Source organism: Bacillus sp. FJAT-29790 (genome assembly GCF_019039215.1).
Classification (GTDB): domain Bacteria; phylum Bacillota; class Bacilli; order Bacillales; family Cytobacillaceae; genus Cytobacillus.
Window position 1 is genome coordinate 543,420 of sequence record NZ_JAHNZZ010000001.1, and the last position, 24,310, is coordinate 567,729.

The 24,310-nt window shown below is 39.4% G+C and carries 20 protein-coding genes; all 20 read left to right on the forward strand.

The window, feature by feature from the left end; genetic code table 11:
- Positions 1-234: 234 nt before the first annotated feature.
- The 20 genes from BGM26_RS02635 to rny all read left to right on the forward strand — a co-directional run bounded on the left by BGM26_RS02635 (position 235) and on the right by rny (position 24,240).
- Positions 235-390: a hypothetical protein gene (locus BGM26_RS02635; RefSeq protein ID WP_217038209.1), complete on the forward strand. Its 156-nt coding sequence runs from the start codon at positions 235-237 to the stop codon at positions 388-390.
- A gap of 333 nt (positions 391-723) precedes the next feature.
- Positions 724-2,358, forward strand: a complete 1,635-nt coding sequence (locus BGM26_RS02640; RefSeq protein WP_217040609.1) for a ribonuclease J — start codon at positions 724-726, stop codon at positions 2,356-2,358.
- A gap of 343 nt (positions 2,359-2,701) precedes the next feature.
- Positions 2,702-3,451: a ClpP family protease gene (locus tag BGM26_RS02645; RefSeq protein WP_217038210.1), complete on the forward strand. Its 750-nt coding sequence runs from the start codon at positions 2,702-2,704 to the stop codon at positions 3,449-3,451.
- Complete coding sequence (locus BGM26_RS02650) at positions 3,448-3,660, forward strand: YlzJ-like family protein (RefSeq protein WP_217038211.1); 213 nt, start codon at positions 3,448-3,450, stop codon at positions 3,658-3,660. The genes BGM26_RS02645 and BGM26_RS02650 overlap by 4 nt, the downstream gene beginning before the upstream one ends.
- Positions 3,661-3,801: 141 nt before the next feature.
- Positions 3,802-6,138, forward strand: a complete 2,337-nt coding sequence (locus BGM26_RS02655; protein WP_217038212.1) for a DNA translocase FtsK — start codon at positions 3,802-3,804, stop codon at positions 6,136-6,138.
- Positions 6,139-6,538: 400 nt separating this feature from the next.
- Positions 6,539-7,264, forward strand: coding sequence for a GntR family transcriptional regulator (locus BGM26_RS02660; RefSeq protein WP_217038213.1), 726 nt, complete (start codon positions 6,539-6,541; stop codon positions 7,262-7,264).
- An 86-nt stretch (positions 7,265-7,350) separates the two neighbouring features.
- Positions 7,351-8,466 carry a BMP family lipoprotein gene (locus tag BGM26_RS02665; protein WP_217038214.1) on the forward strand — a complete coding sequence of 372 codons (1,116 nt, stop codon included), beginning with the start codon at positions 7,351-7,353 and terminating at the stop codon, positions 8,464-8,466.
- A 401-nt stretch (positions 8,467-8,867) separates the two neighbouring features.
- Positions 8,868-10,403 (forward strand): ABC transporter ATP-binding protein, encoded by a 1,536-nt coding sequence (locus BGM26_RS02670; protein WP_217040610.1) that lies wholly within the window; start codon positions 8,868-8,870, stop codon positions 10,401-10,403.
- Positions 10,396-11,442 carry an ABC transporter permease gene (locus tag BGM26_RS02675; RefSeq protein ID WP_217038215.1) on the forward strand — a complete coding sequence of 349 codons (1,047 nt, stop codon included), beginning with the start codon at positions 10,396-10,398 and terminating at the stop codon, positions 11,440-11,442. The genes BGM26_RS02670 and BGM26_RS02675 overlap by 8 nt, the downstream gene beginning before the upstream one ends.
- Complete coding sequence (locus BGM26_RS02680; protein ID WP_217038216.1) at positions 11,443-12,402, forward strand: ABC transporter permease; 960 nt, start codon at positions 11,443-11,445, stop codon at positions 12,400-12,402.
- Between the two features lie 385 nt (positions 12,403-12,787).
- Positions 12,788-14,068: an EF-P 5-aminopentanol modification-associated protein YfmF gene (gene yfmF, locus BGM26_RS02685; protein WP_217038217.1), complete on the forward strand. Its 1,281-nt coding sequence runs from the start codon at positions 12,788-12,790 to the stop codon at positions 14,066-14,068.
- Positions 14,068-15,357, forward strand: a complete 1,290-nt coding sequence (gene yfmH, locus BGM26_RS02690; protein ID WP_217038218.1) for an EF-P 5-aminopentanol modification-associated protein YfmH — start codon at positions 14,068-14,070, stop codon at positions 15,355-15,357. Before yfmF ends, yfmH begins: the two co-directional genes overlap by 1 nt.
- A gap of 75 nt (positions 15,358-15,432) precedes the next feature.
- Positions 15,433-16,158 (forward strand): elongation factor P 5-aminopentanone reductase, encoded by a 726-nt coding sequence (gene ymfI / locus BGM26_RS02695; RefSeq protein ID WP_217038219.1) that lies wholly within the window; start codon positions 15,433-15,435, stop codon positions 16,156-16,158.
- Between the two features lie 131 nt (positions 16,159-16,289).
- Positions 16,290-16,547 carry a DUF3243 domain-containing protein gene (locus tag BGM26_RS02700; RefSeq protein WP_217038220.1) on the forward strand — a complete coding sequence of 86 codons (258 nt, stop codon included), beginning with the start codon at positions 16,290-16,292 and terminating at the stop codon, positions 16,545-16,547.
- A 452-nt stretch (positions 16,548-16,999) separates the two neighbouring features.
- Complete coding sequence (locus BGM26_RS02705) at positions 17,000-17,794, forward strand: DUF3388 domain-containing protein (RefSeq protein ID WP_217038221.1); 795 nt, start codon at positions 17,000-17,002, stop codon at positions 17,792-17,794.
- A gap of 18 nt (positions 17,795-17,812) precedes the next feature.
- Positions 17,813-18,715 (forward strand): helix-turn-helix domain-containing protein, encoded by a 903-nt coding sequence (locus BGM26_RS02710; RefSeq protein WP_217038222.1) that lies wholly within the window; start codon positions 17,813-17,815, stop codon positions 18,713-18,715.
- 195 nt (positions 18,716-18,910) lie between these two features.
- On the forward strand, positions 18,911-19,489 hold the full coding sequence (pgsA, locus tag BGM26_RS02715; protein WP_217038223.1) for a CDP-diacylglycerol--glycerol-3-phosphate 3-phosphatidyltransferase: 579 nt from the start codon (positions 18,911-18,913) through the stop codon (positions 19,487-19,489).
- A gap of 233 nt (positions 19,490-19,722) precedes the next feature.
- A complete protein-coding gene (locus BGM26_RS02720) occupies positions 19,723-20,976 on the forward strand; it encodes a competence/damage-inducible protein A (protein ID WP_217038224.1) in 1,254 nt (417 codons plus the stop codon).
- A 316-nt stretch (positions 20,977-21,292) separates the two neighbouring features.
- Positions 21,293-22,333 carry a recombinase RecA gene (recA, locus tag BGM26_RS02725; RefSeq protein WP_217038225.1) on the forward strand — a complete coding sequence of 347 codons (1,041 nt, stop codon included), beginning with the start codon at positions 21,293-21,295 and terminating at the stop codon, positions 22,331-22,333.
- A 344-nt stretch (positions 22,334-22,677) separates the two neighbouring features.
- Positions 22,678-24,240: a ribonuclease Y gene (gene rny / locus BGM26_RS02730; RefSeq protein WP_217038226.1), complete on the forward strand. Its 1,563-nt coding sequence runs from the start codon at positions 22,678-22,680 to the stop codon at positions 24,238-24,240.
- The last annotated feature ends 70 nt before the right edge of the window (positions 24,241-24,310 follow it).

The window sequence follows — 24,310 nt, forward strand, 5'->3', positions numbered from 1 at the left end:
TTTTTATTTAATAATCTGAGTTGATTGGAGCGGAGGGCACTTGACTCCAGCGGGAATAGAGGAGGCTCCCGTCCCTCCCCGTGGAAAGCAAGTGCCCGCAGCGGAAATTAACGGGCAAACTTTGAAGGCTAAAAGTAAAATATTTGCGAAAACAGCCTTTTTTATTAAGAACTAGCTAAACAAGGATGAAACCTCATTAAAAAGAGAAAATAGGTATAAAAGGAGTGATTCAATTTGAAAAAACAAAATCATAGAAGCAATGAACCTACTATGGCAGAAGGGATGAATACAGAGGATGAATTGCAAAAGAATGCCACGGCTGAAGAAATCGCAAAGGGTGAATATACGAAAGTGACTACTTTATCATTAGACGAGAATGATCCAAGTTAAATTCTAGCCTGTTAGTCGTTCGACATTAACTTTATTCAGCTGAAGTCTCTAAACGATATAAGTGATGATATGAATGCAAACAGGTATCCAATTCAGTGGGGGTTAAACCCCGGCTGAATAAAGTAAAGTTCCGGCGAGCATTTCGATTTTTCAAAGGAATCTATCGAGCAAGCTAAGGTAAAAATCTGGGCGCAAATACGCCAAGGCGAATTTGATTTTTTATTCAGGTTGTCATGTTTTTCTTCCTTCAAGTATAATATTGGTAACTGATCTAAGGTCGGCCCAACTGATTATAGGAGGAAATATAAATTGAACAATCAAAGCATCAAGTTAATGGCACTTGGAGGAGTGGGGGAGTTCGGCAAAAATATGTACCTTGTGGAAGTAGATGGGGACATATTCGTATTAGATGCCGGCTTAATGATCCCAGAAAATGAAATGCTCGGAATTGATATTGTAATCCCAGACATTACCTATCTTATTCAAAATAAGGAACGTGTTCAAGGGATATTCTTAACACATGGACATGAAGATCATATCGGGGCTCTCTCCTATATATTAAGAGAAATTAATATTCCTGTTTATGGAATGAAATTAACACTGGCTCTTGCAAAAGCAAAAATGAAAGAACAGGAGTTTAAGGGACAAGCCAATTTCATCGAAGTTCATTCCGATTCAGATATTGAATTTCCCTCGGCAAAAGTTTCCTTTTTTCATACGACTCATAGCATCCCGGATAGTGCAGGGATTTGTATTCATACATCTGAAGGTGTCATTGTCTATACGGGAGATTTTAAATTTGATCAAGCGGCAGCTGATCTTTATAAACCTGAGATCGGGAAAATGGTGCAAATTGGCGAAAAAGGTGTCCTCTGTTTGCTTTCTGACAGCACGAATGCGGAAAACCCCGGTTATTCCCTATCAGACGCAATCGCAGTAAGACAGTTAACGGATTCCTTTTATCATTCTCCCGGCAGAATTATTGCCGCATCTTTTGCATCAGATATAATAAGAATCCAGCATATTTTTGATGCTGCATATGAGAGTCAAAGAAAAATAGCCATCGTTGGCAAAAATCAGAAGTCGGCATTCGACATTGCTCTAAAGCTGGATTATTTAAAAATACAGGCTGATAGCATTATTCCGATCACAGAAATCGGCAGCTATCCGGATGATAAGATTGTTATTTTAACGATTGGGTCGCAAGGGGAGCCGATCGAAGCATTGCAAAAAATGGCTAAACAGACGCATAAGCAAGTCCATATCCAGCGGGGGGATACGGTCATTCTTGCCGCATCACCGCTTAGAGGCAGTGAAGTATTTATTTTTAAAACGATCGATTTGCTTTTCAGGGCTGGGGCGAATGTCATTTCAGGAAAAAGAGTTTATAACCCGTCAAGTCATGGCAGTCAGGAAGAACTTAAATTTATGATCAATTTAATGAAACCAACATTCTTCATGCCTGTTCATGGCGAATATCGGATGTTAAAAGCCCATGCGAAAATAGCGAAAGAATGCGGTTTAACTGATGATCAAATTTATATTCCCGAAAAAGGGGAAGTGGTAGAAATAAAAGAAGGACGAATTCGTTCAACGAGCCGAATTCTATCTGGGAATGTGCTAATTGACGGAATCGGGGTAGGAGACGTTGGAAATATTGTCTTAAGGGACCGCAAGCTTCTATCTCAAGATGGAATATTGTTAGTTGTTGTGACATTGAGTAAAAGAGAAAAGAAAATAACAGCTGGTCCGGAAGTAATTTCTAGAGGCTTTGTGTATGTAAGAGAGTCTGAAGAACTTCTTGAGGAAGCAACAAAACGAGTTCGAGAAATTGTCGAAAGAAGCATTTCAAAGGAATCCTTCGATTGGTCGGGAATAAAACAAGATATGAGGGATGAACTGAATCAATACTTGTTTGAAAAAACAAAACGGAGGCCGATGATCCTACCGATAATTATGGAAGTGTAATAACCTAAATGGCACAGCGTGAATCGCTGTGCTATTTTTTTGAACCTACGTACTTGTCGATTGATTTCCCGCATGAAATACCCTTCAAGGTTCATACTAGACTTATATGGATTTTTAACTTTATTCAGCAGAAGTCTTCCACTTCTATAAGTGGCGAGATGAATGCAAATAGGTATCCAATTCAGTTGGGGCTTAAACTCCGGCTGATTAAAGTTAAGCCTCCGGCGGATGCCTCAGATTTTTTAAAGGAATTTATCGAGCAAGCTCGATAAAAATCTGGGCGCAAATACGCCAAGGCGTATTTGATTCCACCAGCAATTATTGCTTGAAGGGAGAATGAAGGATGGGTAATGATTCGAAACAAAATGGCGCTAGAAATGAAGGGCAGGAACAACCAAAGGATGAACAGTCATCAAGCCTCATAGAGAAAATTCAACAGCTTGGCCAAACGAATGTCCCGCAGCTCTCTCAAGACTCGAAGATCCATTGTTTAACGATTGTTGGCCAAATCGAGGGACATTTGCAGCTTCCTCCGCAAAATAAAACGACGAAATATGAGCACTTAATTCCACAAATTGTAGCAATTGAGCAAAACCCAAAAATCGAAGGATTATTGGTGATCTTAAATACAGTTGGTGGCGACGTGGAGGCCGGTTTGGCTATTTCTGAAATGCTTGCTTCTCTATCAAAACCAACTGTGTCGATCGTATTAGGGGGCGGCCATTCAATCGGCGTGCCAATCGCTGTATCGTGTAGTTATTCTTTTATTGCTGAAACGGCAACAATGACGATTCATCCAATCAGGCTGACAGGACTTGTCATCGGTGTGCCACAGACATTTGAGTATTTGGATAAAATGCAAGATAGAGTCGTTAATTTTGTCACTAAGCACTCGAATGTAACAGAAGAACGATTCAAAGACTTAATGTTTGCAAAAGGAAATTTAACAAGAGATATCGGAACAAACGTAATTGGTACAGATGCGGTTGAACATGGTCTCATTGATGAAGTGGGAGGAATAGGCCCTGCGATGAAAAAATTAAATGAATTAATCGAACATAATAAACAAAAGAATGAAGGGATTGTTCAATGATCCTTTATACGATGATGCCACAAGAATTAATTTATCAGACAGATGCAAATGAGTTTGGCAAACAAAAGCTGGTTACATATGATGGAATCCCGCTTTTAGTTGATATAGAGGAGGGACAGAACTGTACGGTTATCCGCGTTATGAGCAGTGATCCCGCCCATTTTATGAATGAAAAATATACTCCTGGTACAAAAATTACATTATCATAACTGTGCATAAATGCATTGTGATATAATAAAGATGAATTTAAAGGGCAGCCAAAATATGGCTGCTTTCTTTTTCATAGAACGGAAATTGTTTTGAAAAAGCCATTGTTTAAATGGGAATAAGTAGAAAAATTAGGTGATAAAATGGCGAAAAAAAAGAGAAGACAATCAAGAAAAAGTGTAAATATGAAAAGGACCATTCAATTTGAATTAATCGCTCTTGCCTTGTTAGCCTTTGCAGCAATCGCAATGGCGAAACTTGGTGCTGTTGGAAAGGCAGCAGTCCTATTCTTCCGGTTTTTTATGGGCGAATGGTATATGGTAGGCCTTGTTGGTGTGGTTGTTTTTGCCGTCTATTTAATGTGGAAAAGAACCGTGCCATTTGTATTCAATACTAAATTAGTCGGCATTTATCTTATATTAAGTTCGCTGCTTCTGCTCAGCCATGTGACCCTTTTTCAGCTTCTTTCAAATGGGGGAAAGTTTAAGGATCCGAGTGTAATTGCCAATACATGGGAATTGTTCTGGATGGAAGTGCAGGGGCAAACGAGTACGACAGATTTAGGCGGCGGAATGATCGGGGCAGTCCTGTTTGCTTTATTCTATTTTTTATTTGATGAGCCTGGAACTAAAATCATTTCTTTCGTCTTGATAATCGTTGGATTCATTCTAATAACAGGGAAAACATTTGGTGACGCACTAGGAAAAATGCTAACAGCGATGTGGAATTTTAGTAAAAATCAATGGACTGCATTTAAAACAGATATGACCGATTGGAAGAACACACGCAAAGAAAAAAAATTGGCAAGACGAACCGAATTGGAAGAGCAGAGAACTAGAGCTGAGGAAGTAAATGAGCCTGTGCTTACGATTAATAGTGGAAATGAGATTATTGAAGAACCTCAAGCTGAGCCAATTATCTCTAGTTTTACGGAAAGAGCCTATTACAGCAATGAACAGGAAGCACCTGTGAGCAATAAGGGCATAGAAAAAGCAATATCGGATGAAAAATTAGATCCCTCACCACCGATCACTTTTACAGAAGTGGAAAATAAGGATTATGAATTGCCTCCCCATAGTCTATTAAAGCTCCCTCGCCAGACAGACCAAAGCGGGGAATACGAGTTAATTCATGCCAATGCAGCTAAGCTTGAAAGGACTTTTCAAAGCTTTGGTGTAAATGCAAAGGTGACTCAAGTCCATCTCGGACCTGCTGTTACGAAATATGAGGTTCATCCTGCTGTAGGGGTGAAGGTTAGTAAAATTGTTAGTTTAAATGATGATATAGCATTAGCACTTGCTGCGAAGGGAATTCGTATAGAGGCACCGATTCCAGGGAAATCGGCAATCGGAATTGAGGTCCCTAATTCGGAAGTTGCAATGGTATCGTTAAGAGAAGTAATTGAATTTAAACAAAATGACAAGTCTGACTCAAAGCTATTAATCGGGCTTGGACGAGATATTACAGGTGAATCGGTGCTTGCAGAACTGAACAAAATGCCCCATTTACTCGTAGCTGGAGCAACAGGCAGTGGTAAAAGTGTGTGTATAAACGGAATTATCACAAGTATTTTAATGAGAGCAAAACCACATGAAGTCAAAATGATGATGATTGATCCGAAAATGGTTGAACTGAATGTATATAATGGAATACCTCATTTGCTTGCTCCAGTTGTTACAGATGCTAAAAAGGCTTCACAAGCATTAAAGAAGGTTGTAAATGAAATGGAAAGACGGTATGAATTATTTTCCCATACCGGAACGAGAAATATTGAAGGCTATAATGATTATGTAAAAAAACATAATGAAGAAGAAGAAGGACAACAGCCACTTTTGCCATACATCGTCGTTATTGTGGACGAGCTTGCGGATTTAATGATGGTTGCCTCTTCTGATGTCGAAGATGCGATCACAAGGCTTGCGCAAATGGCGCGTGCGGCTGGAATTCATTTGATTATTGCGACGCAACGTCCGTCTGTCGATGTCATTACGGGAGTCATTAAAGCAAATATACCATCACGAATTGCTTTTGCTGTCTCATCCGCAACCGATTCGAGAACGATTTTGGATATGGGAGGAGCCGAAAAATTGCTTGGTAGAGGGGACATGCTTTTTCTGCCAGTCGGTGCCTCAAAACCAGTTCGTGTGCAGGGAGCATTTTTATCAGATGAAGAAGTAGAGGAAATTGTAAACTTTGTGATTGAACAGCAAAAAGCACAGTACCAAGAAGAAATGATTCCCGAAGATACACCGGAAATGACTGGTGAAGTGGATGATGACCTTTACGACGAAGCAGTGGAGCTTATCTTGGAAATGCAAACAGCCTCGGTGTCCATGCTACAGCGCAGATTTAGAATTGGTTATACAAGGGCAGCAAGGCTTATCGATGAAATGGAAGCAAGAGGGATCGTGGGACCGTATGAAGGGAGCAAGCCAAGAGCTGTTTTGCATGGTAAGCCATCTGAGGAAGCAAGCTCATAATGTAGTATGGAGCAATTAATGAAAACCCGTTGTTCAGACGGGTTTTTTCATTAATTGAAATTAAATACGTACTCCCTCCGCTGCTTATCAAAGAAAGGGATAATACTTATTTAATAGGTAAAAAGTATGATTTAATGAATTTAAATAAATAAGATATTTTTGGTGAAATATAATAGGAAGAGATCCCCTTAATTTACTGTTTTTATGTCATCATTCCAGCTGAAAATCAGGTAATTACAAGGGTAAGATGCTATTATTATTCAGTAAGGGAAAAAACTCACCGCCTATGGAAGTTTCACTTTATTTCTTTGGTGAATAGTGTTATAGTATTTTCGATTAGTAGGAATGATTGAACATCAGAGGTCTGATGTCCCTGAGAAAATAGTTGGAGGAACCCTGCATGTCAATTAAGTTAGATAACCGACATTTATATTTACAAGTAATCGATCGTTTAAAGCAGGACATGGAAGAAGGAGTCTATAAAGAAAGAGAAAAACTGCCTTCGGAATTTGATCTTGCTAAACAGCTTGGAGTAAGCAGAGCAACACTTCGTGAGGCCCTTCGAATTCTCGAAGAGGAAAATGTGATTATCCGTCGCCATGGGGTAGGAACTTTTGTGAATGCAAAGCCCTTGTTTACATCAGGTATCGAGCAGCTTAACAGTGTCACAAATATGATTTTGCAAGCAGGGATGAAACCAGGTACTATTTTCTTAAGCTCAGTGACATCGGGGCCAACAGAAGAAGATATTCGTCGTTTTTCATGTTCTGCAGAAGAGGATATTGTGGTGATTGAAAGGGTAAGAACAGCAAATGGAGAGCCGGTCGTTTATTGTATTGATAAGGTTCCTGAGAACATTCTAACGAATACATTCACTCATGTACAGGAATCGCTCCTCGATATTTTGGAAAACGAAACAAACCGGAAAATTACATATGCCGTTGCCCAAATCGAGCCGCTTGGCTACCATGAAAAAGTTTCACCGATCCTTGAATGCGATCCTGAAACAGCATTGCTTGTCTTAAAGCAAATGCATTTCGATGAATTGGATGAGCCCATCCTCTATTCGGTCAATTACTTCAGAGCTGACAAGTTCAGCTTCCAAGTCCTCCGAAAAAGAATCTAATCTATACGGCTTTGAAAACGCATTCAATCAAAACCAAAGGGGATTTCTACTAATGATTCAAAAAAAAACATTAGGGGGTACAAACCTTGAAAAAACGTAAATTTGGGTTGGCGCTGTCACTAGTACTTGCCGCTGGAACGATTTTAAGTGCTTGTGGAACAGCTAAAGAAAAAGATGGAGCAGCGACCGAGGGAGAAAAAGGCACTACTACTGAAAGTACATTCTCTGTTGCGATGGTAACAGATGTTGGTGGTGTTGATGATAAATCATTCAACCAATCTGCTTGGGAAGGTATTAAGGCATTTGGTGAAGAAAATGGCCTAACAAAAGGAAAAGGCGGCTATGAATACTTACAATCAAAATCTGATGCTGACTATGCTACAAACTTGAACAAACTTTCACGTGAAGGTTTTAATGTAGTATTCGGTATTGGATATTTGATGGTAAATGATATTAACGATATTGCTGTGCAACAAAAAGATACGCACTTCGGAATTATTGATGGTGTCGTGGAGCAACCTAACGTTGTTAGCGTCCTGTTTAAAGAGCAAGAGGCTGCATTCCTTGCAGGTATTGCCGCTGCTAAAACAACGAAAACGAATAAAATTGGTTTTATCGGAGGAATGGAATCCGATGTAATCGAGCGTTTCGAATCAGGGTTCGTAGCTGGTGTTCATGCGATAAATCCGGACCTGAAAGTAGATATTCAATATGCAGGTGCATTTGATAAAGCTGAAATAGGTCAATCAATTGCTTCAAAAATGTATGCTTCTGGAGCAGATGTAGTTTTCCACGCTTCAGGTGCAACTGGTAATGGTTTATTTAAAGAAGCACGTGATCTAAAGAAAAAAGATCCTGCTAGAGAAATCTGGGCTATTGGAGTTGACTCTGACCAAACAGCTGAAGGAATTGTTGAGGTTGGCGGAAATAAACATAATGTTACCCTTACTTCTGCTATGAAAGGTGTAGCTCACGCAGTTAAAGACATTTCTGAAAAATCAAAAGCAGGAAACTTTCCTGGTGGCGAAACGATCATTTATGGTTTAGCTGAAGATGGTGTTAGCTTAGCACCAATTAATGAAGAAGTATCAGTGAAAGCTGACATTGAAACTGTCGTAAATGAATGGGTAGAAAAAATTAAAAGTGGTGACGTTAAAGTTCCAGGTACAAGAGCTGAGTTAGAAAAATTTTCGGCAAAATAGAAAGCATAGATGAAAGGAATAAGCGGGTTGCATTGCCGGCCTCTTATTCCTTTTCTAATTGAATAATTCTGGGCTTTAGTGCCTACGCTCATGAATGTCTTTTATTCCTAAAATCTTAATTGAAATGTAGAAGTCATTCTATCTTTCACTTAAGATTTTAGCAGCCTAATCTTAGTATTATTGAGGGCGTATATATTAAAGGCTGTTCTCTAAATGACTGTTGTTAATAAATAGATATTATATGTAGTTGATTGGAGCGGAAAGCGAGCTCCTGAAGCGGAAATCTACTAGACCAGTTTTACTCAAATAGCTTGGTTTATTCCTAGCTTTTGTTGTGCAATAAAAGTCTGACCTCTAACCACTAATTATTTCCTTTTATTTTGAGCAAGGAGTGAAAAATGATGGAGTATGTTATTGAAATGCTCAACATTCGTAAAGAATTCCCAGGCATTGTCGCAAATGATAATATTACACTGCAATTGAAAAAGGGTGAGATTCATGCATTGCTTGGTGAAAACGGTGCTGGAAAATCGACATTAATGAACGTCTTATTTGGTTTGTATCAACCTGAAAAGGGTGAAATACGTGTTAAGGGAAAACCTGTAGAAATCACAAATCCTAATATTGCTAATGATTTAGGAATTGGAATGGTTCATCAGCACTTCATGCTAGTCGATCCATTTACGGTAACAGAAAATATTATTTTAGGAAAAGAAACGACCTCAGGCGGAAAGATTGATATTAAAAAAGCGGAAAAAGAAGTCAGGGAAATTTCGGAGAGATACGGGTTATCAGTAGATCCTCAAGCTAAAATAGCTGATATTTCTGTAGGTATGCAGCAGAGAGTTGAAATTTTAAAAACATTATACCGCGGCGCAGAAATTTTGATTTTTGACGAACCAACAGCTGTTTTAACACCACAAGAAATTAAAGAGCTAATTCAAATTATGAAGACTCTAATTAAAGAGGGAAAATCGATCATCCTGATTACTCACAAATTAAAAGAGATCATGGAAGTGTGTGACAGAGTAACTGTTATCCGAAAAGGTGTAGGAATTGGGACAGTGAATGTAAGTGAAACCAATCCTAATGATTTGGCTAGCTTGATGGTAGGTCGTGAAGTGACCTTTAAGACTGAAAAAATAGAAGCGAATCCACAACAAGAAGTTCTTGAAATAAAGGATCTAAATGTGAAAGATTCTCGGGGCCTGCATGTGATTAATGGACTGAACCTTAGCGTAAAAGCAGGAGAGATCGTTGGTATCGCCGGCGTAGATGGAAACGGACAAACAGAGTTAATCGAAGCGATTACAGGTTTGATTAAATCTGAAAGTGGGTCAATTAAGCTGAAGGGAAAAGAAATCCGTAGTCTTACGCCAAGAAGAGTGACTGAATCGGGTTTAGGCCATATTCCACAGGATCGCCATAAACACGGACTTGTGCTTGATTTTCCGATTGGGGAAAATATCGTTCTTCAAACATATTATCAGAGACCATATGCAAAAAATGGCGTTTTGAATTATAAAGAAATTTATAAAAAGGCTAAAAGCATTATTCAAGAATTTGATGTCAGAACCCCAAGTGAATTTACCCCAGCACGGGCATTATCAGGCGGGAACCAACAAAAGGCAATTATTGGGCGTGAGGTTGACAGAAATCCGGAATTGCTGATTGCTGCCCAGCCAACACGGGGGCTCGATGTTGGGGCGATTGAATTCGTGCATAAACGTCTGATTGAACAACGTGACAATGGAAAAGCTGTATTACTCATTTCATTTGAACTAGATGAAATTATGAATGTAAGTGATCGAATTGCGGTGATCTATGAAGGGGAAATTGTTGCAATCGTCACCCCAAAAGAAACAACAGAACAGGAACTTGGCTTATTAATGGCTGGTTCGAAACGGAAGGAAGCGGGTGAAGTAAATAATGTCTAGCAGGTTAAGAAATATGATTGTGCCCGTTGTTGCTGTCATATTAGGGATTATTGTAGGAACGATCATTATCATTGTAACTGGCTTCGATGCTGCTGCTGCGTTTACAGCTTTATGGAATGGAGCTTTCGGAGACATATACTATACTGGTGAAGTCGTCAGGCAGGTCACTCCATATATACTTGCCGGATTAGCTGTTGCCTTTGCTTTTAGAACTGGACTCTTCAATATTGGGGTCGAGGGACAGTTGATTGTCGGCTGGCTTGCAGCTGTATGGGTAGGTGTTGCTTTTGATTTGCCCAAATTTATTCATTTGCCTTTAGCAGTACTTGCCGCAGCATTAGCTGGTGCCCTTTGGGCTTTTATTCCTGGATTTTTAAAGGCACGATTCCGTGTTCATGAAGTAATCGTTACCATTATGATGAACTATGTTGCATTACATGTATCAAACTATTTTATCCGTTCAGTACTGTCTGAAAATCGTGACCGTACGGACAGAATCTTTGAATCTGCATCCCTTCGTTCTCCTTTCCTTGAAGGATTAACGGACTATTCCCGCTTACACTGGGGGATTTTGATTGCACTTATTTCCGTATTTATCATGTGGTTCTTATTAGAAAAAACATCAAAAGGCTACGAATTAAGAGCAGTTGGTTTTAACCAACATGCTTCAGAATATGCTGGGATGAATGTTCGTTCCAATATTATCTTATCAATGGTAATTTCCGGTGCTTTTGCAGGGTTGGCAGGAGCAATGGAGGGTCTTGGAACATTCGGCTATGCAGCCATTAAAGGCGGTTTCACTGGTGTTGGTTTCGATGGTATCGCTGTTGCGTTACTAGGTGGAAACGGACCAATCGGTATTATTTTTGCCGCGCTATTATTCGGTGCTTTAAAAGTAGGAGCATTAAATATGCCGCTTGAAGCAGGGGTTCCGAATGAATTAGTTGATATTATTATCGCTTTAATCGTTTTCTTTGTTGCGGCAAGCTACATGATTCGCATCTTTATTGACCGCATTAGCAAAAAGGGGGTGAAATAAGTGGGCTTTATGGACATATTGTTAATCATCATCCCATCTACTTTACTATGGGCAGCACCACTTATTTTCACAGCATTAGGCGGTAACTTCTCAGAACGCTCCGGCGTAGTTAACATTGGATTAGAAGGCTTAATGGTAATCGGTGCATTTACGGCAATCGTTTTTAACTTATCATTTGCTCATACATTCGGTAATCTAACCCCTTGGGTAGCATTGCTTGCTGCCATGGTAGTCGGAGCTCTTCTTTCTGTCCTTCATGCTGTTGCTTCCATTACTTTTAGGGCAGACCAGGTGGTTTCGGGTGTCGCAATTAACTTATTGGCAATCGGTACTGCTTTATTCCTAGTAAAATTAATTTATGGTAAAGGCCAGACGGATATTATTCAAAAAGGGTTTAGTAAAATCGATATACCTTTTCTAAAGGATATTCCGCTCATAGGCAAATTGTTTTTCCATAATACGTACTATACATCATATGTGGCGATTATTGTCGCTGTTATTGCCTGGTACGTTATGTTTAAAACACCATTTGGTTTGAGGCTGCGAGCAGTTGGGGAACACCCGATGGCAGCTGATACGATGGGTATTAATGTCATAAAAATGCGTTATATCGGTGTGATCATATCTGGTGCCCTTGCTGGAGTCGGTGGTGGAGTCTATGCTCAGTCCATTTCTTCTGATTTCAGTCACGCCACAATTAGCGGGCAAGGTTTTATGGCGCTTGCAGCATTAATCTTTGGGAAATGGCATCCATTAGGCGCAATGGGAGCCGCACTTTTCTTCGGATTTGCCCAAAGCTTGAGTATAATTGGTTCAAGTTTGCCGTTCTTAGAAAACATTCCGAATGTATTCCTATTAATAGCTCCATATATTTTAACAATCTTAGCATTAACCGGATTTATCGGACGTGCGGATGCACCTAAAGCTTTAGGTGCCCCATATATTAAAGGAAAGAGATAATAGAGGAAAATGACCCTTTTCATTTTGAAATAGGGTCTTTCTTTTTGGCTATTTTCTAAACGAATGTTGTTTTTAAATAAATTCTTTATGAAGTTGATTGGAGCGGAAATCAACTAGACCATATTTTGATTAAATAGCAACAAAGTTTACGAAAACAGTCTTCTTTTTTAACCTATACTTAAAAGTATACTTTCCAATAAAGTTAATAACTTGAAAATGAGAAATGGGGCAAGTTATAGTAAGAATATGATTCATATCAAAGGAAAGTATAGAATATAACCTTTGAAGTGTTTACATATAATAGTAAAAGTGAACCCTAAAACAAAGATAGTCATTTAAGGCTTTCTTACTTGAAAAAAACTAAAGGTTTGTTAGGAGGACGGACATGGATATTATTTCTGAATCAATTAAATCAATGAGCGGCTATAAACTTCATGTTGTAAAAACAGAAAAGTATAAAACAAATACATTGGTTTGGAAAATGAAAGCCCCTTTAAATAAAGAAACGGTCACCCAAAGAGCACTTTTGCCCTATGTTTTGCAAAGTAATAGCGAAACGTATCCGACGACTGGAAAGCTGCGTTCATATTTAGATGAGTTGTATGGTGCAACTCTTTTTGTTGATTTAGCAAAAAAAGGGGAATATCATATTATTAGTTTTTCAATGGAGATTGCGAACGAAAAATTTTTATCAGACAATACCCCATTATTGAAGAAAGCATTCCAGTTTCTAGCGGAGATTTTAACAAAGCCAAATACCCGCGGAAACTCATTTGAACTACAAACAATTGAAAAAGAAAAAAGAACGCTTAAACAAAAAATTCAATCCGTTTACGATGATAAAATGCGTTATTCTAATTTCCGCCTCGTGGAAGAAATGTGCAGTGATGAGCCGTATGCTTTGCATGTTCATGGAGAGATGGACGCTGTCGAGCAAATTACTCCTGAAAGTTTATATCACTATTATTTAGATGCTTTTGCACAGGATGAATTGGATTTGTACGTAATCGGGGACGTGAATGAGGAGGAAGTGCAAAATTTTGCACAGGAGCTATTGGCATTTAAGGAGCGAGCGCCTCAAGGAGTAAAGTCTGCTAGTGTTAATCATAAGGATAAAGTCCATGATGTAAGAGAAGAACAGGATGTTAAACAAGGGAAATTAAATATTGGTTATCGCACAAATGTGGTGTATGGCGACGAAGATTATTATGCACTTCAAGTGTTTAACGGCATTTTTGGCGGCTTTTCCCACTCTAAGCTTTTTATAAATGTAAGGGAAAAAGCGAGTCTTGCCTACTATGTTACGAGTCGTCTTGAGAGCCATAAAGGGCTGATGATGGTGATGTCTGGAATTGATAATAAAAACTATGATCGAGCGGTTAGGATTATTAATGAACAAATGGAAGCCATGAGAAATGGGGACTTTACAGAGGCTGAGATTGATCAGACAAAAGCAGTCATTAAAAACCATCTTCTTGAGACGATTGATACATCTAGAGGTGTTGTTGAAGTTCTTTATCATAATGTTGTCTCCAAAAAAGACATCTCTCTTTGCGATTGGATGGAGAAGATGGATCAAGCTTCGAAGGAAGAGATCGTTGCTGTCGCAAATAAAGTAAATCTGGATACGGTTTATTTTTTAACAGGCAAGGAGGCGGGTAAGTAATGGAAAAAATCACTTTTGATCAGCTCCAGGAAGAAATGTATTATGAAAAGCTAAACAATGGCCTTGATGTATATATCCTTCCAAAAAAGGGCTTTAACAAAACCTATGCAACTTTTACAACAAAGTATGGTTCTATCGATAACCATTTCCTGCCGCCGGGGAAAAATGATGATGTAAAGGTTCCTGATGGCATCGCTCACTTTTTAGAGCATAAGCTGTTTGAAAAAGAGGATGGAGATGTATTCCAGCAATTTAGCCGCCAGGGGGCCTCTGCAAATGCTTTTACATCCTTTACGAGAACGGCATATTTATTCTCAAGTACTTCGAATGTCGAAAAAAACCTTGAAACCTTAATTGATTTTGTTCAAGAGCCTTATTTTACTGAAAAAACTGTTGAGAAGGAAAAAGGAATTATTGGCCAGGAAATTACGATGTATGATGATAATCCGGATTGGCGTTTATACTTTGGATTAATTCAAAATATGTACAAAAACCATCCGGTAAAAATCGATATTGCTGGAACGATTGAATCGATTTCCCATATTACAAAGGATATGCTCTATGAATGTTATCATACTTTTTACCATCCGAGTAATATGCTCTTATTCATTGTTGGACCTGTTGAGCCGGTAGAAATTATGAATCAAGTGAGGGAAAACCAGGCTCGTAAGGAGTATAAGGAACAGCCTGAAATCAAGCGCAAATTCGAAGAAGAACCATTAACGGTTGCCGAAAAAAAGCAGATTTTAGAAATGAACGTGCAAACTTCGAAATGTTTGGTTGGGGTTAAATCGCAAAATGTCAATCAAGCCGGAGAAGTAATGCTTAGGAACGAATTAAACTTAAATGTTATGCTTGATATTATGTTTGGAAAGAGCTCAGATAATTATAGTTCGCTTTATAATGATGGGTTAATTGATGACACATTTTCCTATGATTATACACAGGAAACAGGTTTTGGATTTGCGATGCTTGGGGGAGATACAAGTGATCCTGATCGATTGGCAGAAACGCTGCAAGGCATGCTTTTAAAAGCGAAAGAGAAGGGGGCCATTACGGACGAAAGCTTAGAACGAACAAAAAAGAAAAAGATCGGTGCTTTTCTTCGGGCCGTCAACTCTCCTGAATATATCGCAAATCAATTTACCCGTTATGCGTTTAATGACATGAATTTATTTGATGTTGTCTCCACCCTGGAAAGCATTTCATTAGAGGATATCGAGAAAGCGGCAAACGAGTTTATCTCAGAAGAAAGATTTTCTGTATGTCAGGTGATTCCGAAAAAGTAAAAGGATTTGATTGAAAAAGAAAAAGAAGAAGGCGCCAAGATTTGGCGCTTTCTTTGTGGAAAAGGTGCGCGTAAAATGAAAAAAAAATTTGCTTTAATTACGGGAGCGAGCGGTGGCATTGGGGAAGCAATTGCTGTTAAATTGGCGGAGGAAGGCTATTCCTTATATTTACATTACCATCAGAATAAGATGGCAATAGAAAAACTTTTAGTTCGACTTCAGTCTTATGAAGGAGAATTCATCCCTATCCAAGCGGACTTGTCTACCAAAAAAGGATATAAAAAAGTCGCAAAAAATATTTTTTCCCTTGATGCTATTGTTCATAACTGCGGAATAAGCCTTTATGGGCTGCTCTCAGAGCTTGAGGAAGAAGAAGCGGAAAAATTAATTAATCTTCATGTGACAACACCATTATTATTGACAAAACAGCTGCTGCCTAAGCTCTTGACTAAAGAAAGCGGTAATATTGTTGTTATTTCTTCGATTTGGGGGCAAACAGGTGCTGCATGTGAAGTCGCCTATTCAACTGTAAAAGGGGCCCAAATTGCATTTGTCAAAGCATTGAGTAAGGAGTTGGCCTTTAATGGGATTAGAGTGAATGCAGTGTCACCTGGGGCTGTTCAGACGGCCATGCTCGAAGGCTTTTCCTTCGAGGAGCTTGAGGATATAAAAAATGAAATTCCAATGGGGAGATTAGCGGCACCTGAAAATATTGCTGATTCAGTTTCGTTTCTTCTATCAGAGCAAGCGTCATATATAACTGGACAGGTTCTGGGTGTAAATGGAGGCTGGTATACATAGATTGTTCAATGAAAGTATGTTTTTACAAAGGAAAAAGTAAAGACGATCGCAGGAATCATGAATAATTTATCTCTCCATTAAACAAAATAACACTGTACTAGTGTACAACACTGTTTAAAGGAGGATATTCAATGTCTGTACTCGATAATTGGCAGCAGTGGAAAGATTTCCTTGGGGATCGTCTAGATCAGGGGCAAGAGCAAGGGATGAGTAAAGATACCGTCAATAATCTTGCCTTTCAAATCGGAGATTACTTAGCGAAACAAGTAGAACCAAAAAATGAACAAGAAAGAATTCTTGCTGATCTTTGGTCAGTTGCGGATAAGAATGAACAGCAAGCTATTGCAAACATGATGGTAAAGCTAGTAGAAAACAACGGAACACAATAAACGGCGTATTGAATTAACTAAAAGGCTTTGTAAAACAATATTGTGGTCTAGTCGTGGGTTCGATTTCCCTTTCGAGAGGCGGGTTAAAAACAATGCTCCTGCTCCAAAGCATATTCGAGGAAGCTTTGTTCAGCTCGTTGCAAGGCAGCACGTGGTAACTCATCGAAGTTAAGCCATGATGTGATTGAAGTCAGTTGCCTTGCATTTGCAAAAAAGGCTCTTTCCGACGCACAGGACGTGGCGTTTTTGTCGATCAGGCAAAATCGCCCCGCTAAAATGTATTTTTCATTAACAAAGCCAACTAAAAAGAGAGGGATCCCTCTCTTTTTTTGTTGTGTTTCAGAATATAATGCAGATCGTATTGGTTTTTCCTTTCATCTTTATCTGAAATCATTTATGATAAAAGGGGTTAAAAGCTTGTCATGAGGCAATGGTACTGAGGAGGTTTTAAGATGGAGAAAACAGAGTGGTATTTGGAATATGAAATACAAAAGAACCGGCCCGGCTTGCTTGGTGATATTTCTTCCCTTTTAGGTATGCTTTCGATTAATATAGTGACGATCAACGGTGTGGATGAAGGACGCAGGGGACTATTAATATTAGCAAAAAACGATGAACAAATTGTTCGTTTAGAGTCAATTTTACATACAATGGATACAATAAAATTAATAAAACTCCGTGAGCCGAGATTACGGGATCGCCTCGCCGTCCGCCATGGGAGATACATACAAAGAGATGCCGATGATAAAAAAACTTTCCGATTTGTAAGGAACGAGCTTGGACTATTGGTTGACTTTATGGCAGAATTATTTAAGCAGGAAGGGCACAAGCTAATAGGAATTAGGGGAATGCCTCGCGTTGGAAAAACGGAATCAATTGTTGCCGCAAGTGTTTGTGCGAATAAACGATGGCTTTTTGTTTCTTCGACTCTTTTAAAACAGACGATTCGCAATCAGCTGATTCATGACGAATACAATGAAAACAATCTATTTATTATTGATGGGATTGTTTCTTCTAGACGGGCAAATGAGCGCCATTGGCAGCTTGTCCGTGAGATTATGAGTATTCCTGCTGTGAAGGTTGTCGAGCATCCGGATATTTTTATCGAAAATACGGAATACTCGATTGACGATTTTGATTATATTATTGAACTTCGCCATGATCCGGAAGAAGAAATTAAATATGACATTGTCGATAGAAACCAAATGTTTTCTGAGTCGGATTTTGCTGGCTTTGATTTTTCTTAAGTTGGAAGGTGTTAAAAATTGACTGAACTAGGGTCTAGGTTAAAAGAAGCACGATTGGCTAAAGACATGAGTCTTGATGATTTGCAAATTGTAACAAAAATTCAAAAGCGGTATTTAATGGGGATCGAAGAAGGAAACTATAGTATGATGCCTGGGAAGTTTTATGTACGGGCCTTCATTAAACAATATGCGGAAGCGGTAGGTATTGAGCCGGAAGAGCTTTTTGAGCAATACAAAGCTGAGATTCCTTCGACTATGAATGATGATATTCCTGAGAAGCTTTCAAGAGTTCAATCGAGGAAGGATCTATCAGGCGGGAATTCAAGAGTTTTTGATATTCTTCCTAAAATATTAATCGGGATATTTATTATTGGGTTTATAGCGGTAATTTACTATTTTGCTCAACAACGAAATGCCGGTGAAGGCGCAAAAGAACCAGCTGATAAAAATGGGCACGAAACGGTTAATGTAGAAGAATCAGAAAACTTTGTTAAAGAACCGGTGAAAGAAAACGGCAAGGATCAGACACCTGAAGAAAATACTTCAGGAGAAGATCAGATCCAAGAAGAGGTGCCGGAACCACCTAAGCAGGAAATAACTGTTGCCGGGTCAAGCGGGAGAAACACTGTTTATGAATTGAAAAATGCTGATAAGTTCGAAGTGAAAGTAGTTACTACAGGTGAGTCATGGGTAAATATTTTAAATGGGAAAGGCTTTTCCTTTTTCCAAGGTTCGTTGAAAAAAGGTGACAAGGAAAGCGAAACAGTTGATTTCTCAAAAGAAACGGAAGCTGTTATTATAGTTGGCAGGTCAACCGAAACGGAGATTTATGTGAATGACGAAAAAATTGAGTACGCCATTCCTCCCGCCCAATCTGTCCGGCAGGATATTACCATTCGCTACTTTCCGAACAACGAATAGTCATCATATGATGACTATTTTTCGCTTATTTATATTACTCTTGTTAAGATACATTAATAATGGCAACCGGGAATCCTCCGTTTGCTCTCTCATCTACTTCACAAGCTCCACAGTCCGATAAATCTCGAGGGACTCGCTTTGGTACAAGAGTAAATATGGTTGCGAAAATTGCTATTTCAAAATTGGAGGTAAAACATGAATTTGCCAAATAAAATTACAATTTCTAGGATCTTTCTGATACCGCTATTTATGATTATTATGCTTGTTCCTTTTTCTTGGGGTAATTTATCCCTCCTCGGCACAACACTCCCTGTCACACATTTTGTGGGCGCATTGATTTTTATTTTTGCTTCTGCAACGGACTGGGTGGATGGCTATTATGCAAGGAAATATAATTTAGTAACAAACCTTGGGAAGTTTCTCGATCCACTTGCTGACAAATTGCTCGTTTCTGCTGCATTAATCGTCCTGGTGGATCTTGGATTAGCGGCGTCTTGGATTGTTATTATTATTATTAGCCGAGAGTTTGCCGTTACAGGCTTACGCCTTGTGCTGGCAGGTGGCGGAGAAGTGGTCGCTGCTAATATGCTAGGAAAGGTTAAAACATGGGCCCAAATTGTCGCTATTTCGGCATTGCTTTTACATAATATTATTTTTGAACTGCTATCTATTCCTTTTGCTGACATTGCTCTTTGGGTCGCTATGTTTTTTACAATCTGGTCAGGTTGGGACTATTTTGCGAAAAACAAAGAGGCTTTTCTTAAATCAAAATAATAAGGCTGTTTTCCTAAAGTTGTTGCTTTTATAATGTGATTTTTATTTAATAATCTGAGTTGATTGGAGCGGAGGGCACTTGACTCCTGCGGTAACGCCGAGGAGGCTCCCGTCCCCTCCCCGCGGAAAGCAAGTGCCCGCAGCGGAAATCAACGGGTAAACTTGCAAGGCTAAAACAACAATAAATGCGAAAATAGCCAATAATAAAAAGTTTTTTATAAGGTGGCGTTTTAATGAATGCAGAAATTATTGCGGTTGGTTCAGAGTTATTGCTTGGGCAAATCGTAAATACAAATGCCCGTTTTTTGTCGCAACAGCTTGCGGAGTTAGGCATTAATGTATTTTATCATACGGTTGTGGGAGATAATCCCGAACGCCTAAAGTCTGCAATGGAGATTGCCGAAAAACGTTCGGATTTCCTTATTTTCACAGGAGGTCTTGGGCCGACAAAGGATGATTTGACAAAAGAAACAATCGCTCGCCATTTGAATAAACAACTCATGATGGATGAACAAGCACTTCAGTCAATTGAACATTATTTTGAACGTTCAAAACGGACAATGACTGAAAATAATAAAAAGCAGGCAATCGTTTTGGTAGATTCACATATCTTGCCAAATGAACACGGCATGGCGCCGGGCATGTTGCTTGAAGCCGGAAAACATATGTACATGCTTCTTCCTGGGCCGCCCAAAGAAATGGAACCAATGTTTTTGAAATTTGCCCATCCTGCTCTTCGTTCGAAGCTTCAGGCAGAAGATGTGATCGTTTCACGTGTATTAAGGTTCTTTGGCATTGGCGAAGCGCTGTTAGAGACAGAAATCGAGGATCTTATCGATACTCAAAGTAACCCGACCATTGCGCCGCTTGCTTCGGACGGGGAAGTAACTCTTAGAATCACTGCAAAGCACAAGCAAATGGATACTGCATTACAATTATTAGATGATACTGAGAAAGAAATACTTTCCCGCGTCGGTAACTATTTTTATGGCTATGATGATACGTCCCTTATGCATGAGCTCATTAAATTAATTAAAGACCAAGGATTAACCATTGCTTGTGCAGAGAGCCTAACTGGAGGAATGTTCCAGCAGGAGTTTACTGCGATTCCAGGCGCAGGTTCATTTCTTAAAGGCGGGGTCGTTTGCTATACTAATGAAGTGAAAGCGAATGTCCTGAATGTCAAGGAAGAAACGATTGCTAAAAATGGGGTTGTGAGTGAACAATGTGCAGCCGAGCTTGCTGAAAATGTTTCTAGTCTAATGAATGCAGATGTAGGCATCAGCTTTACAGGTGTGGCCGGCCCTGAGGAACTAGAGGGTAAGCCAGTTGGCACTGTTTATTTTGGAATATCCATTAAAGGAAATCCTGTCAAAGTTGAAAAGATGAATTTTGGCGGCACGAGAGAATCCATCCGCATAAGAAGTGTGAAATATGGCTGTTACTTTTTAATAAAGAGTCTTAAAGAAAATCAGAATGTGATTTGACACATTCTGATTTTTTTTATTTTCGCTCCCATTATCCACTCTCGTATTGGATCTAATCGTTCTTCATTTCTACTTGTTATTAATAGTCAGATTACTAAGGCCTTTTCATTTTTCTAGGCAGTGAACTCTTTGAAAATAGTATTTTCTCCTAGCAAATTCGCCATTTTCTACAAGAATTGAAGGCGAAAAAAGACGAATGGACGTTCGAGTTTTTGCTCGACAAACGTTTGAAAAACAGTTATAGTTAAAATAGGTTTTGAGAGCATAAGTCAAACTAGTAATAGATATTTTCGTTTAATGAAGAGGAGGAAGATTAATGAGCGATCGTCAAGCAGCATTAGAGATGGCGTTAAAACAAATAGAGAAGCAATTTGGTAAAGGTTCAATCATGAAGCTAGGAGAACAATCTGACCGCAAAATATCTACAATACCAAGTGGGTCCCTTGCTTTGGACGCGGCACTCGGAGTAGGCGGATATCCAAGAGGGCGTATCATTGAAATATACGGACCTGAGAGCTCAGGTAAAACAACGGTTGCTTTACACGCAATTGCAGAAGTCCAGGCAACAGGCGGACAAGCAGCCTTTATCGATGCCGAACATGCGCTCGATCCTGTGTATGCACAAAAGCTTGGGGTTAATATTGATGAATTGCTACTTTCACAGCCGGATACAGGCGAGCAGGCACTAGAGATTGCCGAAGCTCTTGTGAGAAGTGGCGCAATTGATATACTTGTTGTTGACTCTGTTGCTGCTCTTGTTCCAAAGGCAGAGATTGAAGGAGAAATGGGTGACTCCCACGTCGGGTTACAAGCGCGGTTGATGTCCCAAGCACTTCGTAAACTATCAGGAGCTATCAATAAATCTAAAACAATTGCAATTTTCATTAACCAAATTCGTGAGAAAATTGGAGTTATGTTCGGAAATCCTGAGACAACCCCTGGGGGCCGCGCGTTAAAGTTCTACTCAACTGTACGTCTTGAAGTACGTCGTGCCGAGGCCCTAAAACAGGGTCAAGATATTGTTGGAAATAAAACAAAAATTAAAGTAGTCAAAAATAAGGTTGCTCCTCCATTCCGTGTAGCTGAGGTAGATATAATGTACGGCGAAGGAATTTCTAAGGAAGGCGAAATCATCGATTTGGGATCTGAGGTCGATATTGTTCAGAAAAGCGGCTCGTGGTATTCCTACAATGAAGAGCGCTTAGGCCAAGGACGCGAAAATGCGAAGCAGTTCCTGAAAGAAAATCCTGATATTCGCATGCAGATTCAACAGGAACTCAGGGAGCACTATGGTCTTGATACCGAAAAAACAATTAGCGGAGATGAAGGGCAAGACGAATTCCAACTTATTGATTAATTAGAAAAAAAGCAAAGCTGCATAGAAGTGGCTTTGTTTTTTTATAGCTAGCATGCATCTATATTCACTAGAGTTAATAAAAAAATAATAACTTTGTTGGGAATTATGGCAGACTATTTAATCTTGAAATTGTTTTTGAAACAAATACAAAATATTAACAAATGCAGATACGACAAAACCTTGACAATGAAATTACACAGCTTTACAATTAAAAATGTATATTTTACATTTTATGATTATTAAAACGTTGAAAAGCATTTGGGCTGTATGTTGACGTGACAATGTACATGCCGACACTTTAGAAACGTAACACAAAAAAGTTCATAGCAAGAGGAGGTGAAATGATGGAACTAATTATACCAATCATCTCCAGTTTGCTTGGCCTATTCGTCGGTGCAGTTGTTAGCTATTTTGTTTGTAAGTCCATTGCTCAAGCAAAGATTGCGGGAGCAAAAGATTCAGCAGAGCAGATTTTAGAAGATGCAAAGCGAGAAGCGGATGCTTTAAAGAAGGAAGCAAAGCTTGAAGCAAAAGATGATATTCACAAGCTTCGAACAGAAGCAGAACGTGAAATTCGTGATCGAAGAAATGAACTTCAAAAACAAGAAAATCGTTTACTACAAAAAGAGGAAAATCTTGATCGTAAAGATGAAACGTTAGATAAACGTGAAGCGCAATTAGAGAAGAGGGACGATTCTCTTAACAAAAGACAACAGCATATTGAAGAGATGGAAAGCAAAGTGGACGAGATGGTGCGAGCACAGCAAACTGAGCTGGAACGCATCTCAGGCTTAACTCGTGAAGGAGCAAAGTCCATCATTTTAGAGCGAGTTGAGAAGGAAGTGTCTCATGACGTCGCAATAATGGTAAAAGAGAGCGAAATCAGAGCGAAAGAGGAAGCAGATAAAAAGGCAAGAGATATCTTATCTCTAGCAATCCAACGATGCGCTGCAGATCATGTCGCAGAAACGACAGTATCTGTTGTAAACCTTCCTAATGATGAGATGAAGGGACGTATTATTGGACGTGAAGGCCGAAATATCCGAACTCTTGAAACTTTAACTGGCATTGATCTTATAATCGACGATACACCAGAAGCGGTTATATTATCTGGTTTTGATCCGATTCGTCGCGAGACAGCCCGCTTAGCCTTAGACAAGCTTGTGCAGGACGGACGAATCCATCCTGCACGGATTGAAGAAATGGTTGATAAAGCTCGTCGTGAAGTGGATGAGCACATCCGTGAAATTGGTGAACAAACTACCTTTGAAGTAGGTGTTCACGGGCTCCATCCAGATCTTATTAAAATCCTTGGCCGCTTAAAATTCCGGACAAGCTATGGTCAGAACGTGCTTAAGCACTCGATGGAAGTGGCACAGCTATCCGGTTTGCTGGCAGCAGAACTTGGTCAGGATGAAGCATTGGCACGCCGTGCGGGCTTGCTTCATGATATTGGAAAGGCCATTGACCATGAAGTTGAAGGTAGCCATGTTGAAATTGGGGTTGAGCTTGCAACGAAATATAAAGAGCATCCAATTGTTATTAACAGCATTGCTTCCCACCATGGGGACACTGAGCCTACATCGATTATCGCCGTTCTTGTCGCAGCAGCCGATGCACTATCAGCAGCGAGACCGGGTGCAAGAAGAGAGACGTTAGAAAACTATATTCGCCGACTTGAGAAGCTTGAAGAGATTTCTGAATCCTATGATGGTGTAGAGAAATCATTCGCAATTCAAGCGGGTCGTGAAATCCGTATTTTAGTTAAACCAGAGCAAATTGATGATCTTGAAGCTCATCGACTAGCAAGAGATATTCGTAAGAAGATCGAAGAAGAGCTCGATTATCCAGGTCATATAAAAGTGACGGTCATTCGTGAAACACGAGCCGTAGAATACGCAAAATAAAGCGGTGCAAATTGCATCGCTTTATTTTTTGGCTATTTTCTAAATGATTGTTGTTTTTTAATAGATACTT

Excerpts from the sequence above, each read along its gene's own strand:
- BGM26_RS02650 (WP_217038211.1), top strand. The coding sequence starts at position 3,448 with ATGATCCTTTATACGATGATGCCACAAGAATTAATTTATCAGACAGAT.
- rny (WP_217038226.1), top strand. The coding sequence starts at position 22,678 with ATGGAACTAATTATACCAATCATCTCCAGTTTGCTTGGCCTATTCGTC.
- BGM26_RS02705 (WP_217038221.1), top strand. The coding sequence starts at position 17,000 with ATGGAGAAAACAGAGTGGTATTTGGAATATGAAATACAAAAGAACCGG.
- ymfI (WP_217038219.1), top strand. The coding sequence starts at position 15,433 with ATGAAAAAAAAATTTGCTTTAATTACGGGAGCGAGCGGTGGCATTGGG.
- BGM26_RS02655 (WP_217038212.1), top strand. The coding sequence starts at position 3,802 with ATGGCGAAAAAAAAGAGAAGACAATCAAGAAAAAGTGTAAATATGAAA.
- BGM26_RS02660 (WP_217038213.1), top strand. The coding sequence starts at position 6,539 with ATGTCAATTAAGTTAGATAACCGACATTTATATTTACAAGTAATCGAT.
- BGM26_RS02720 (WP_217038224.1), top strand. The coding sequence starts at position 19,723 with ATGAATGCAGAAATTATTGCGGTTGGTTCAGAGTTATTGCTTGGGCAA.
- BGM26_RS02675 (WP_217038215.1), top strand. The coding sequence starts at position 10,396 with ATGTCTAGCAGGTTAAGAAATATGATTGTGCCCGTTGTTGCTGTCATA.
- BGM26_RS02670 (WP_217040610.1), top strand. The coding sequence starts at position 8,868 with ATGGAGTATGTTATTGAAATGCTCAACATTCGTAAAGAATTCCCAGGC.
- pgsA (WP_217038223.1), top strand. The coding sequence starts at position 18,911 with ATGAATTTGCCAAATAAAATTACAATTTCTAGGATCTTTCTGATACCG.
- yfmF (WP_217038217.1), top strand. The coding sequence starts at position 12,788 with ATGGATATTATTTCTGAATCAATTAAATCAATGAGCGGCTATAAACTT.
- yfmH (WP_217038218.1), top strand. The coding sequence starts at position 14,068 with ATGGAAAAAATCACTTTTGATCAGCTCCAGGAAGAAATGTATTATGAA.
- BGM26_RS02640 (WP_217040609.1), top strand. The coding sequence starts at position 724 with ATGGCACTTGGAGGAGTGGGGGAGTTCGGCAAAAATATGTACCTTGTG.
- BGM26_RS02645 (WP_217038210.1), top strand. The coding sequence starts at position 2,702 with ATGGGTAATGATTCGAAACAAAATGGCGCTAGAAATGAAGGGCAGGAA.
- BGM26_RS02700 (WP_217038220.1), top strand. The coding sequence starts at position 16,290 with ATGTCTGTACTCGATAATTGGCAGCAGTGGAAAGATTTCCTTGGGGAT.
- recA (WP_217038225.1), top strand. The coding sequence starts at position 21,293 with ATGAGCGATCGTCAAGCAGCATTAGAGATGGCGTTAAAACAAATAGAG.